The following is a 12532-nucleotide window of genomic DNA, read 5'->3' on the forward strand; positions in this document are numbered from 1 at the left end:
GATTCCATCCTCCATCCGCCAGAAGGAGCACTACCCATGACCGATCGCAGCGACGACCTCGATCCGGTGGAGACCCGCGAATGGCTCGACAGCGTTGAAGACGTGATCGAGCGGGATGGCGCGGACCGCGCGCATTTCCTGCTCGATCGCGCCGTCAGCGCGGTCCGGGAACATGGCGCCAACCTGCCCTTCGGCGCGACCACCGCCTATGTCAACACGATCCCGCCGCAGCTCGAGCCGGACTATCCGGGCGATCTCGAGATGGAGTGGCGCATCCGCTGCGTGAACCGCTGGAATGCCATGGCGACCGTGGTGCGCCGCAACAAGAAGAGCAGCGAATACGGCGGGCACATCGCGTCCTTCGCCTCCTCGGCGGTGATGTATGACGTCGGCCTGAACCATTTCTGGCGGCCGCGCACGCCCGAACACGGGGGCGATCTCGTGTTCTTCCAGGGCCATGCGGTGCCGGGGATCTATGCCCGCGCCTTCATGGAGGGCCGGCTCCCGGCAGCGGCGCTCGACAATTTCCGCTCCGAAACCGGGAGCGAGGGCCTGTCGTCCTATCCGCACCCCTGGCTGATGCCGAACTTCTGGCAGTTCCCCACGGTGTCCATGGGGCTCGGGCCGCTGATGGCGATCTACCAGGCCCGCTTCATGAAGTATCTGCACAACCGCAAGCTCATCGACATGAGCGACCGGCAGATCTGGGCCTTCCTCGGCGATGGCGAGATGGACGAGCCGGAGAGCCTCGGCGCGATCTCGCTCGCGGCGCGGGAGAATCTCGGCAACCTCAACTTCGTCGTCAACTGCAACCTGCAACGGCTCGACGGGCCGGTGCGCGGCAACAGCAAGATCATCCAGGAGCTCGAGGGCGAGTTCCGCGGCGCCGGCTGGAACGTCATCAAGTGCATCTGGGGCTCGGGCTGGGACGCGCTGCTCGAGAAGGACACCACCGGCAAGCTCCGGCAGCTGATGGACGAGACCCTCGACGGCGACTACCAGACCTTCAAGTCGAAGGGCGGCGCCTATACCCGCGAGAACTTCTTCGGCCGCTATCCCGAGACCAAGGCGCTGGTCGCCGACATGACCGACGAGGAGATCTGGCAGCTGCAGCGCGGCGGGCACGATCCGCTGAAGGTCTATGCCGCGTACCGCTCCGCCATCGCCAATACCGAGCAGCCGACCGCGATCCTGATCAAGACGGTCAAGGGCTATGGCATGGGCGAGGCCGGCGAGGGCCAGAACATCACCCACCAGCAGAAGAAGATGGCGGAGGATCAGCTCCGCGCCTTCCGGGACCGGTTCCAGATCCCGGTGAAGGACGAGGAGCTGGCCGAGGCGCCCTATGTGACGCTGTCCAACGAGCAGAAATCCTATCTGCTCGACCGGCGGTCGTCGCTCGGCGGCGCGTTCCCGCAGCGCATCTGGAAGGATGCGCCGAAGCTCGAGATCCCCGAGCTCGGCGCCTTCTCGGCGCAGCTCAAGGGCACCGGCGAGCGCGAGATCTCGACCACGATGGCCTTCGTGCGGATCATGACCACGCTCTGCCGCGACAAGAAGGTCGGCCGGCAGGTGGTGCCGATCGTGCCGGACGAGAGCCGCACCTTCGGCATGGAGGGGATGTTCCGGCAGCTCGGCATCTACAATCCCAAGGGTCAGCTCTACAAGCCCGAGGATGCCGACCAGCTGATGTACTACAAGGAGACGAAGGACGGGCAGGTGCTCCAGGAGGGCATCAACGAGGCCGGCGCGATGGCGGACTGGATCGCCGCCGCGACGAGCTATTCGGTGCACGGCGTGCCGATGATCCCGTTCTTCATCTTCTATTCGATGTTCGGCTTCCAGCGCGTCGGCGACCTGTGCTGGGCGGCCGGCGATGCCCGTGCGCGCGGCTTCCTGATCGGCGGCACCGCGGGGCGTACCACGCTGAACGGCGAGGGCCTGCAGCACCAGGACGGGCACAGCCACATCCTCGCCGGCACGGTGCCGAACTGCATCAGCTACGATCCGAGCTTCAGCTTCGAGATCGCCTGCATCGTGCATGACGGCCTGCGCCGGATGTTCGTCGAGCAGGAGGACATCTACTACTACCTGACGGTGGAAAACGAGAACTACCGGCATCCGGACATGCCGGAGGGCGTCGAGGAGGGCATCGTCAAGGGGCTCTACCGCTTCCGCGAGACCGAGCCGGGCAAGGCCCATGTCAACCTGATGTCCTGCGGCTCGATCATGAACCAGGCGCTGACGGCGGCGGCGATGCTGGAGAAGGATTTCGGGATCACCTCCGACATCTGGTCCTGCACCTCGCTCAACGAGATCGCACGCGAGGCGCAGGACTGCGAGCGCCTGAACCGGCTCGACCCGCTCGGCGAGGCCCGCGTGCCCTACGTGACGCAGCAGTTCGAGCAGGCCACCGGCCCGGTGATCGCGGCGACCGACTACATGAAGAACTTCGCCGAGCAGATCCGCGCCTTCGTGCCCCGCCCCTACCACACCCTCGGCACCGACGGCTTCGGCCGCTCGGACAGCCGGGTCAACCTGCGCCGGCATTTCGAGGTCGACGCCAACCACATCGCCGCTGCGGCGGTCGTTGCGCTCTATCGCGAGGGTGCGGCGACGCGCGAACAGGTCGAGACCGCGATCTCGAAATACGGGATCGACGCCAAGAAACCCAATCCGCGCACCGCGTGACGCTCAAGGGGACGAGGAGACAGCCATGTCCATTATCGAAGTGAAGGTGCCGGATATCGGCGATTTCTCGGAAGTGCCGGTGATCAGCATTCTGGTCAGCCCGGGCGACCATGTTGCCGAGGAAGATGCGCTGATCGAGCTCGAGAGCGACAAGGCCACCATGGAGGTGCCGAGCCCCTCCGTCGGCGACGTGGTGGAGGTGCTGGTCAAGGAGGGCGACACGGTCTCGGAGGGGACGCCGATCCTCAGGCTCGAGGTGGTGGATGCCAAGGCGCCGGTCGATCCGCCGCATCCCGAGGGGGTGCAGGAGCACGAGCCGACCGCGCCCGAGCGGCCGAGCCCGGCCCGGGCCGATGCGCCGGCCCCGGCGGGCACGCCCGCGGCGGTGGACGAGGCGGGCTTCGGCAAGGCGCATGCCTCGCCCTCGGTGCGCGCCTTCGCCCGGGAACTCGGCGTCGATCTCGCCAGGATCGCCGGGTCGGGCCGCAAGGGCCGGATCCTGCGCGAGGACGTGACGGCGCATTTCAAGGGCGCGGTCGAGGCGGCGGCGCCGAAGGGCGCGGCGCCGGCGGCCGCCGGCGGAATGGGCATTCCGCCGATCCCGGCCGTGGATTTCACCAAGTTCGGCTCGGTGGAAGACGTCGAGATGAGCCGGATCAAGAAGATCTCCGGGCCGGCGCTGCACCGGGCCTGGCTCAACATCCCGCATGTCACGCACCAGGAGGAGGCCGACATCACGGAGCTCGACCTCTACCGCAAGGAGCTCGACACCGCCGCCAAGGCCGAGGGCTACCGCGTGACCCTGCTGTCCTTCGTCATCAAGGCCTGCGTCAGCGCGCTGAAGACCCATTGGGAGGTGAACAGCTCGATCCACCCCGATGGCGACAAGCTGATCCGCAAGCACTACTACCATATCGGCTTCGCGGCCGACACGCCGCAGGGGCTGGTGGTTCCGGTGATCCGCGATGCCGACCGCAAGGGCATCGTCGAGGTTTCCAGGGAACTCGGCGAGCTTTCCAAGAAGGCGCGCGACGGGGCGCTCAAGGGCCCGGACATGCAGGGTGCGAGCTTCACGATCTCCTCGCTCGGCGGCATCGGCGGCACCGGCTTCACGCCGATCGTCAACGCGCCGGAGGTGGCGATCCTCGGCCTGACGCGCTCGAAGATGGCGCCGGTCTGGGATGCCGGGAAGGGTGAGTTCGTGCCGCGCAACATGCTGCCGATGTCGCTGTCCTACGATCACCGCGCGATCGACGGGGCGCTTGCCGCGCGGTTCTGTGCCACGCTGAAACATATCCTGGCGGATGTCCGCCGGATCATGCTCTGAGGGGGAACCGATGGCCGTGATAGAGGTTAAGGTCCCCGATATCGGGGATTTCAGCGATGTGCCGGTGATCTCGGTGATGGTCGCTCCGGGCGATGTGGTCGCCGTCGAGGACCCGCTGGTCGAACTCGAGAGCGACAAGGCCACCATGGAGGTGCCGAGCCCGGCCGCCGGCAAGGTCGTCGAGATCAAGGTGGCCGAGGGTGACAAGGTCTCCGAGGGCTCGCTGATCCTGACGCTGGAGGCCGAGGCCGCGCTGCCGAGTGGCGGGCCGGCCGGCAAGGTCTCCGGCGGCGGCGCGCCGGGGGTGGCGGACAGCTCTGGCGGCGATGTCGTCGCGGTACGCGTGCCCGATATCGGCGATTTCTCCGACGTGCCGGTGATCTCGGTGATGGTGAAGCCGGGCGACGAGGTTGCGGTCGAGGATGCGCTGGTCGAGCTCGAGAGCGACAAGGCCACCATGGAGGTGCCTGCGCCGGTCGCCGGCACCGTGGTCGAGATCACGGTTTCGGAGGGCGACAAGGTCTCCGAGGGTTCGCAGATCCTGACCCTGCGGACCGGGGTCGGCGCCCCGGCGCAGAAGGCGCCCGAAGCCGCGCCGCGCGCAGCGCCGCAGACCGGCGACGTGCATGCCGAGGTCGTGGTTCTCGGCTCCGGCCCCGGTGGCTATACGGCGGCGTTCCGGGCCGCGGATCTCGGCAAGCAGGTGGTGCTGATCGAGCGCAATCAGCGGCTCGGCGGCGTCTGCCTCAATGTCGGCTGCATTCCGTCGAAGGCGCTGCTGCATGCCGCCAAGGTCATCACCGAGACCGAGGAGATGGCGGCCCATGGCGTCTCGTTCGGGGCGCCGAAGGTGGATCTCGACGCGCTGCGGAGCTGGAAGGACGGTGTCGTCGGCAAGCTGACCGGCGGGCTGGACGGGCTGGCCAAGGGGCGCAAGGTGAAGGTGGTCCGCGGCGAGGGGGTCTTCGACGGCCCCAACATGCTGCGGGTGACGGGCGCGGAGGGCGAGACCACGGTCTCCTTCGACCAGGCGATCATCGCTGCCGGTTCGGAGCCGGTGACGCTGCCCTTCATCCCGCATGACGACCCGCGCGTGATCGATTCCACCGGCGCGCTCGAGCTTGCCGACATTCCGAAGCGGATGCTGGTGCTCGGCGGCGGCATCATCGGGCTCGAGATGGCCTGCGTCTATGACGCGCTCGGCACCAGGGTCACGGTCTGCGAACTGATGGACCAGATCATCCCCGGCGCCGACAAGGACATCGTCAAGCCGCTGATGACCCGGATCTCCAAGCGCTACGAGGCGATCCACCTGAAGACCAAGGTGACTGCTGTCGAGGCGATGGACACCGGCCTGAAGGTCACCTTCGAGGGGCCGGACGGCACCACCACGGACGTGTTCGACAAGCTGCTGGTCTCGGTCGGCCGGCGGCCCAACGGCAAGGCCATCGGGCTCGATCGTGCCGGCGTCACGGTGGACGAACGCGGTTTCGTGCCGGTCGACAACCAGCAGCGGACCAACCAGGGCCACATCTTCGCCATCGGCGACGTGGTCGGCCAGCCGATGCTCGCGCACAAGGCGGTGCACGAGGGCAAGGTTGCCGCGGAGGTCGCCGCCGGCCATCGCCGCGCCTTCGATGCGCGGGTGATCCCCTCGGTCGCCTATACCGACCCGGAGGTTGCCTGGGCCGGCATCACCGAGAGCGAGGCCAAGGCGAAGGGTCTGAAGTTTGGCAAGGGCGCCTTCCCCTGGGCCGCCTCCGGCCGCTCGCTCTCGCTCGGGCGGGACGAGGGCATCACCAAGCTGATCTTCGACGAGGAGACCGACCGTGTGATCGGTGCCGCGATCGTCGGGCCGAATGCCGGGGATCTCATCGCCGAGGTTGCGCTGGCCATTGAGATGGGGGCGGATGCGACCGATATCGGGCACACGATCCACCCGCATCCGACGCTGTCGGAGACGGTGAACTTCGCGGCCGAGATGTTCGAGGGCACCATCACCGACCTGATGCCGCCGAAGAAGAAGAAGAAGCACTAGGCGCAGGGCCCGCGCCCCGCGCGAAGGAGATCGCGAATGGAGACGCCTCGCATCCGCCACCCCGAGAAGGCTCATCGGGCGGACAATCCGAGCCCGTCCAAGCCGCCCTGGATCCGGGTGCGGGCGCCCTCGGGCGGCGGCTATGCCGCGACCCGCCGGGTGATCGAGGAGCACGGGCTGTCGACGGTGTGCCAGGAGGCCGGCTGCCCGAATGTGGGCGAGTGCTGGGCGCAGGGCCACGCCACGATGATGGTGATGGGCGAGATCTGCACCCGCGGCTGCAGTTTCTGCAACGTGGCCACCGGCCGGCCCGATGCGCTCGATCCGTTCGAGCCGGTGAAGGTGGCCGATGCGGTGGCCAAGCTCGGTCTCGCGCATGTGGTGATCACCTCGGTGGACCGGGACGATCTCGCGGACGGGGGCGCGGGGCATATCGCGCAGACCATCCGCGCGGTGCGCCGCAAGCGGCCGGAGACCACGATCGAGGTGCTGACGCCGGATTTCCTGCGCTGCCCGGACTCGGCCCTCGAGGCGGTGATCGAGGCGGCGCCGGACGTCTTCAACCACAACCTGGAGACCGTGCCGGGGCTCTACACCGCGATCCGCCCCGGGGCGCGATACTATCACTCGATCCGGCTGCTCGAGCGGGCCAAGGAGCTGTCCGGCGTGGTCTTCACCAAGTCCGGCATCATGGTCGGGCTTGGCGAGCGGCGCGAGGAGGTGCTGCAGGTGATGGACGATCTGCGCTGCGCGGGCGTCGATTTCCTCACCATCGGGCAGTATCTGCAGCCCACGCGAAAGCATGCGGCGGTGGACCGCTACGTGACCCCGGAGGAGTTCGCCAGCCTCGAGGAGGCGGCCTATGCCAAGGGGTTCCTGATGGTTTCCGCCTCGCCGCTGACCCGGTCGTCCTACCATGCGGGGGACGATTTCGCGCGGCTGCGCGCGGCGCGGGCGGCGAAGGGCGCCTGACCGGGCGCGCGCGTCAGCCCGCCTCTTCCAGCCGGTCGGTCGCCGGCGGCGGCGCCGGGGAGAGCGCGGCGATCTCGGCATAGAGCTCGGCATTCATCTCGAGATCGGCTGCGGCCAGCGCGGGGCGCAGCTGCTCGACCGAACGCGCCCCGACGATCGGCGCGGTGATCGCCGGATGCGCCGCGACCCAGGCGACAGCGAGGGTGACGGGCGAGACATCCCGTGCCCGGGCCAGCGCCGTCAGCCCCTCGGCGGCGGCATGCATCCAGTCGGGCCCGTAGCGCTTGCCATAGCGCGCATTGGTCGTGAGCCGCCCGGTTGCGCCCTCGAGATACTTCCCGGTGAGCAGGCCGCCGCCGAGCGGGCTGTAGGAGATCACGCCCAGCCCCTCGGCCGCCGCCATCGGCAGGATCTCGACCTCGGCCTGGCGCTTCACGAGGTTGTACATCGGCTGCACCGCGTCGAAGCGCGCCCAGCCCTCGCGGGCCTGCAGCCCGAGCGCCTTCATCACCTGCCAGGCGGCATAGTTCGACGCGCCGAGATGCAGCACCTTGCCGCTGCTTACCAGATCCTCGAGCGCGCGAAGGGTCTCCTCGAGCCGCGTCTCCGCATCGAACCGGTGCAGGAAGAGGATATCGAGACGATCCGTGCCGAGCCGACGCAGGCTCTGCTCGACGCCCGCGAGGATGTCGCGCCGCCCGCAGCGCCCGCCCGGATCGCCCTCCTGGCCATAGCCGGCCTTGGAGATGATCGTCACGGCGCTCCGCTCATGCGCCGCAAGGCGGCCGAGGATCTCCTCCGCGCGCCCGCCATTGTAGAGATTGGCGCAGTCGAAGCAGTCGATCCCGGCGTCGCGGCAGGCGGCATAGAGCCGGCCGGCCTCGGCCTCGTCGGCATCGCCGCCGAAGGACATCGTGCCGTAGCAGAGCGCCGAGACCCGCAGCCCCGTCCGCCCGAGCCGAACCGTTTTCATGTGCCTGCTCCTCCGCGTTGCGCCATCAGGACTAGGCAAGCCGTCTGGCAAGGGCAAGCCCGGGGCTTTGGCACGCCGATTGCATTGGTGCGATCAGTCAGTGAAGTGCTTTCGTTCATAGCTTGCGTAAGATGCCGTTCAACGCGTTGTGTGTGTAAGGGCATAGGCCGGTGGCGTGGTGACTAACAGGCGGCGGAAACGCCGCCTGCTATTTTTTGTGCCCGGACCATGCCGAACCCGGGCGGCCCATCTTCCTGAATTGCGAATCGCAATTTCGCGTTATGCAAAGTTCATTTGCGCTTTTAGATTGTATCGCGTGAGAAGCGTTTCCCCGGACGCGTGCAGGCGATGCAGCGCATGCGTTCCGGCCGGATACATGGTATCAATTCCCTCGGCTGTGCGGCAGCGCAGACGGATCCGACGAGATAGTGAACGGGGAGTGAGGGAATGCGTCCAGGAAACTGTTCTGCACTGATCGCGATCGCCACGATCGCCGCCCAGATGGCCGTGGCAGGTGCCCCGGCCAGCGCACAGGATGCCCGCCTGGTTGTGGAGCTGAACAAGTTCGAGGACGTGGAGAGCGGCTGTCGCAGCTTCTTCCTGTTCCGGAACCAGACCGAGACCGTCTTCGCCGCCTTCGAGATGTCGCTCGCCATCCTCGACAAGGGCGGGGTGATCGACCGGCTGCTGACCATCGACGCCGCGCCCCTGCCGGCCGAGCGGACGACGCTGAAGCTGTTCGAGATCCCCGAGATCGGCTGCGCGGATATCGGCGAGGTGCTGCTGCACGACATCACCGCCTGCGCGCCGCAGAACGAGGCGGAGCTGGACTGCTTCCCGCTGATCGACCTGTCGTCCAAGACCTCCGCCCCTCTGGTCAAGTAAGGGGCGGCCATGCTTGAGCAAGTGCTCGGCTGGGCCAGGGATGGAGGGCCGATCGTCTGGCTGCTTGCGGTCGCGTCGGTCTATTCGCTCGCCCTGATCATCGTGAAGGTCATCGATCTCGGGGGCGTGCTGGGGGGCGCCGCCGCCCGGTCCGCCGCCCTCGCCGACTGGCGCGGCGGCAAGCTCGCCGAGGCCCAGGCGCAGGTCACCGAAGGCCGGTATCCGGCGGATCGCGTGCTGGCCCATGGCATGACCGCCCTCGCCGCGCGGGAGAATGCCGAGGTGGTCGAGCGCGAGCTCGAGCGCCGCGGCAACGAGGAGCTGGAGCGGATGCGGCGCTGGTTGCGCACGCTCGAGGTGATCGCCATGGTCAGCCCGCTGCTCGGCCTGCTCGGGACGGTGCTGGGCATGATCCAGTCGTTCCAGGAGCTGGAGCTGGCCGGCGGCTCGGCCAATGCCGCGGTGCTGGCGGGCGGCATCTGGCAGGCGCTGCTGACCACCGCGGCGGGCCTGATCGTGGCCATCCCGGCGGCGATCGCGGCCAATCTCCTGTCGGCGAAGGTCGACCGGGCGGCCCACATGATCGAGGATGCGGTGTCGGCGCTCTTCGCCGCAGAACATGCGCGGTCGGGCTGATGCAGCTCGCCCGTCAGCGCGGAGGCTCGGCCGTGATCCCGCTCACGCCGCTTGTCGACGTGATGCTGATCCTGCTCGTGTTCTTCATGGTGACATCGACCTATCTCGACCTGCGGATGATCCCCACCGGTCCCGGGGGGGAGGCCGAGAGCGCCGGCGCGGCGAGCACCGGTGCCGGTGCCGGCGCGGCGCCGGTGACCCTGCTGCTGCGGCTCGACGGGTCGGGGGCGGTGGTGCACCGCGGGCGCGCGCTCTCGGCCGGTGAGCTCGAGAGCCAGCTGGCATCGGCGGGCCGGGTGCTGATCCTTCCCTCCGGAACGGCAACGGCGCAGGACCTCGTGGGCCTGCTCGAGGCGGTGACCGGGGCCGGCGTCGCGGATGTGCGGATCGTGCGGCTGGAGGCGAGGCCGTGAAGCTGAAGCGGGCGGAGAAGCGGGCGCCGTCGGAAACCATCGTGGCGCTGATCGACGTGATCTTCTTCCTGCTGGTCTTCTTCATGCTGGTCGGCCGGATGGATGCGACGGCGCCCTTCGAGGTGTTTCCGCCGATCGCGACGCTCGGCACGCCGATGCCGAAGGGCGGCACGACCGTCAGCGTCTCGGCGGATGGCCGCCTGGCGGTGGACGGTGTGGAGCGGACCGAGGCGGATCTCCTGCGGGTGCTGGAGAGCGCCGGTCCCGGGTTCATCAGGGTCAACGCCCATGCCGATGCGGAGCTGCGCCATCTGCTGCCGCTGGTCGCACGGCTCGAGGCGCTCGAACTGGGCGAGGTGATGCTGGTGGTCACCCCGAATTCGCGATGATCCGGGCCGGCGGCAGCATCCGCTGGGGAGCGGGGATCGCGGTCTCCGCGCTGGTCCATCTCGGGCTGGCCCTGGGGCTGGTCCTGGTCCTCGAGCCGGAGCCGGTTCCGCCGCCGGAGCGGATCGAGATGGCGATGCGCATGGAGGCCGCGGAGGTGCGCCAGTCCCGCGCCGAACCGGCCGAGGCGGAGGCCGAGCGCGCGCCGGAGCATGCCGGCGAGGGGCAGGCGGTCGGCACCGCCGCGGTCCGCGCCGAGCGGGCGGAAGCGCTGACCGGGCAGGATCTCGCGGCGCCGGCCTCCGGCATCGAGGTGCCATCGGCGGCCGCCGCCGCGGCGGATCCGCAGGCGGCGCCGGCGGGTGCGGTCGATCCGGGCGCCGAGGGAGAGGCGCTCGCGCCGGCCGATCCGAAGGGCGCCGATATCGCGCAGCTCGCGCCGCAGGCCGAGACGGTTTCGGCGGCGGCGGCGGACGCAACCCGGGTCGCGCGGGCGACACCCCCGGATGCGGGGCGCATCGCGGCGGCAACGCCGACGCCATCGGCGGCCAGACCGGCCGACCTCCCGGCGCGGCCGAGCGCCAGCCTGCGTCCCGAGCCGGACCGGCTCGCCGCCGGGGCGACGGATGCGGAACCGGCCCGCGCCCGGGCGCCCGAGGCTCGGCTGGCCGTGCAGGCGGCCCTGGCTGCGGATGTCGCGGCGGCGAGCCCGCCAGAGGCCGAACCCGTGGCGACACTGGGCGTTCAGGCCGAGCCGGCGGTGCCGGCGCGGGCCGAAGGCGCCGCGCTGTCGGCGGGGCGCGTGGCGGCCCGGCAGGTCCGCCCGCAACCGCCCGACACGCCGGAGCTGGCACCGCTGGCCGCCGATGCCGAGGCGCAGCCGCTCCTGGCCGGGGCGCCGCCGGCAGAGGCCATGCTCCGCCAGGCCCGGATCGAGAGCGGCGCTGCCCGCCAGGCGCGCCCGGAGCCGGTTCTCGCAATGCTCGCGCGGGCCGAGCCGGAGCGGACGGAGGAGACGCCTCCACCAGCCCCGGCGGCGCCGGCGGTTGCCGCGCCGGCACGGCGGGCCGCCGCCGCCGCGCCGGCCGGAATCCCCGCCGCGGCGCGGGAGACCCGCGGCGCCGAACCGCCGCGCCTGCTGGCCGCGGCCTTCGCCACCCAGCCGGCCACGCGCCCGGCGGCGGATCTCGCGGTCCGGGCCCGGGCCGGGCTGGCCTGGACCGGCGGCGCCGAAGCGCGGTTCGACCCGGTTTCCCTGTCGACGGTGCAGTCCTTCATGGCGCCGCGCGCGGCGCGCGACAGCGCCGCCCATGCCGGCGATGCGCGGGACGGAATCGCCAGCTTCCTCGCGCGGTTTGCCTGCAGCCGGCTGCAGGCGGCCTTCGTGCCGGAAACCGGCGCGCTCGAGATCCGCGGGCATGTGCCCGATCCGGCGCTCCGCGCCGAGGTCGAGGCGCAGCTGCAGGGGATGATCGGCGACGCGATCGGCGTCGGCAACGATCTGGCGGTGCTGCCGAAGCCGCAATGCGGCGTGCTCGCCGGCATCGAGGCGCTCGGCCTGCCGCAATCGACCGATCAGGCGGACGACCCGCTGGTCGTCGGCAAGGCGGCGCAGGCACGGGTCTTCGCGCTGGCCGGCGGCAGCCAGTTCCGGCTGGATCTTGGCGGCGCCGACTACCCCGCCTTCGTCTATGTCGATTATTTCGATGGCGACGGCAATGTCCTGCACCTCGTGCCCAACGAGTATGTGCCGCTGCGTCAAGTTGCCCCGAAGGCGGCGATGCGCATCGGCGCCGGCAACCCCGATTTCGCCAATCTCGCCCTGACCGTGGAGCCGCCCTTCGGACGCGACATCGTGGTGGCGCTGGCCAGCACGGCGGAGATCTACGAGGGCCTGCGGCCCATCGTCGAGCCCGCCGGACCCTATCTCGACTGGCTGCGCGAGCGCATCGAAACCGCGGCCCGGGCGCCGGATTTCAAGGGCGAATGGGTCTATTTCTTCGTCGACACCTACGCTGCGTCAGGTACCGCGGCGCAATAGTCCAGCCCTGCCTATTCATGGCCTCTTCGATTGGTGTGCACATGAACTTGACGGCTCACGGCGGGATCTGTTGAGCCGATGCCACAGTCCAGTCCTGCAGTGACTGTCGGGCGCCGCAGCCTTGCTTGATGACAGCAAATTGCATACTGTGCGGACAGCTCGCGAGATC

The 12532-nt window shown here is 69.5% G+C and carries 8 protein-coding genes and 2 pseudogenes; 9 read left to right on the plus strand and 1 reads right to left on the minus strand.

Annotation, left to right across the window (positions count from 1 at the left end):
* Window positions 1-36: 36 nt before the first annotated feature.
* The 4 genes and pseudogenes from aceE to lipA all read left to right on the plus strand — a co-directional run.
* Window positions 37-2673, plus strand: a pseudogene (gene aceE, locus QSJ97_RS23560) (pyruvate dehydrogenase (acetyl-transferring), homodimeric type); the annotation flags it as partial.
* A pseudogene (gene aceF / locus QSJ97_RS23565) lies at window positions 2555-4003 on the plus strand (dihydrolipoyllysine-residue acetyltransferase); the annotation flags it as partial. The pseudogenes aceE and aceF, both read left to right, overlap by 119 nt.
* Before the next feature lie 34 nt (window positions 4004-4037).
* Window positions 4038-6056 carry a dihydrolipoyl dehydrogenase gene (lpdA, locus tag QSJ97_RS23570; RefSeq protein WP_434220955.1) on the plus strand — a complete coding sequence of 673 codons (2019 nt, stop codon included), beginning with the start codon at window positions 4038-4040 and terminating at the stop codon, window positions 6054-6056.
* Window positions 6057-6092: 36 nt separating this feature from the next.
* Complete coding sequence (lipA, locus tag QSJ97_RS23575) at window positions 6093-7028, plus strand: lipoyl synthase (protein ID WP_285674890.1); 936 nt, start codon at window positions 6093-6095, stop codon at window positions 7026-7028.
* Window positions 7029-7041: 13 nt separating this feature from the next.
* On the opposite strand, the gene QSJ97_RS23580 is transcribed toward lipA, so the two are convergent.
* Window positions 7042-8001, minus strand: a complete 960-nt coding sequence (locus QSJ97_RS23580; protein WP_285674892.1) for an aldo/keto reductase — start codon at window positions 7999-8001, stop codon at window positions 7042-7044.
* 447 nt (window positions 8002-8448) lie between these two features.
* Here QSJ97_RS23580 and QSJ97_RS23585 point away from each other — a divergent pair, with 447 nt between their 5' ends.
* From QSJ97_RS23585 to QSJ97_RS23605, 5 genes are read left to right on the plus strand one after another with little or no spacing between them, the layout of a single operon-like run.
* Window positions 8449-8886, plus strand: a complete 438-nt coding sequence (locus QSJ97_RS23585; RefSeq protein WP_285674894.1) for a hypothetical protein — start codon at window positions 8449-8451, stop codon at window positions 8884-8886.
* A 9-nt stretch (window positions 8887-8895) separates the two neighbouring features.
* A complete protein-coding gene (locus tag QSJ97_RS23590; RefSeq protein ID WP_285674896.1) occupies window positions 8896-9522 on the plus strand; it encodes a MotA/TolQ/ExbB proton channel family protein in 627 nt (208 codons plus the stop codon).
* Window positions 9523-9554: 32 nt separating this feature from the next.
* Window positions 9555-9935, plus strand: coding sequence for an ExbD/TolR family protein (locus QSJ97_RS23595; protein ID WP_285674897.1), 381 nt, complete (start codon window positions 9555-9557; stop codon window positions 9933-9935).
* A complete protein-coding gene (locus QSJ97_RS23600; protein WP_285674899.1) occupies window positions 9932-10324 on the plus strand; it encodes an ExbD/TolR family protein in 393 nt (130 codons plus the stop codon). The genes QSJ97_RS23595 and QSJ97_RS23600 overlap by 4 nt, the downstream gene beginning before the upstream one ends.
* Entirely contained in the window at window positions 10321-12363 is a 2043-nt protein-coding gene (locus QSJ97_RS23605) for a DUF4384 domain-containing protein (RefSeq protein WP_285674900.1), read from the plus strand. The genes QSJ97_RS23600 and QSJ97_RS23605 overlap by 4 nt, the downstream gene beginning before the upstream one ends.
* The last annotated feature ends 169 nt before the right edge of the window (window positions 12364-12532 follow it).

This window comes from Paralimibaculum aggregatum (assembly GCF_030270585.1).
Taxonomy (GTDB): Bacteria; Pseudomonadota; Alphaproteobacteria; order Rhodobacterales; family Rhodobacteraceae; genus Thermohalobaculum; species Thermohalobaculum aggregatum.

Bases quoted from the DNA above. Each gene is read 5' to 3' on its own strand.
- QSJ97_RS23580 (WP_285674892.1), bottom strand. From the start codon at position 8,001: ATGAAAACGGTTCGGCTCGGGCGGACGGGGCTGCGGGTCTCGGCGCTC.
- lipA (WP_285674890.1), top strand. From the start codon at position 6,093: ATGGAGACGCCTCGCATCCGCCACCCCGAGAAGGCTCATCGGGCGGAC.
- QSJ97_RS23605 (WP_285674900.1), top strand. From the start codon at position 10,321: ATGATCCGGGCCGGCGGCAGCATCCGCTGGGGAGCGGGGATCGCGGTC.
- QSJ97_RS23590 (WP_285674896.1), top strand. From the start codon at position 8,896: ATGCTTGAGCAAGTGCTCGGCTGGGCCAGGGATGGAGGGCCGATCGTC.
- QSJ97_RS23585 (WP_285674894.1), top strand. From the start codon at position 8,449: ATGCGTCCAGGAAACTGTTCTGCACTGATCGCGATCGCCACGATCGCC.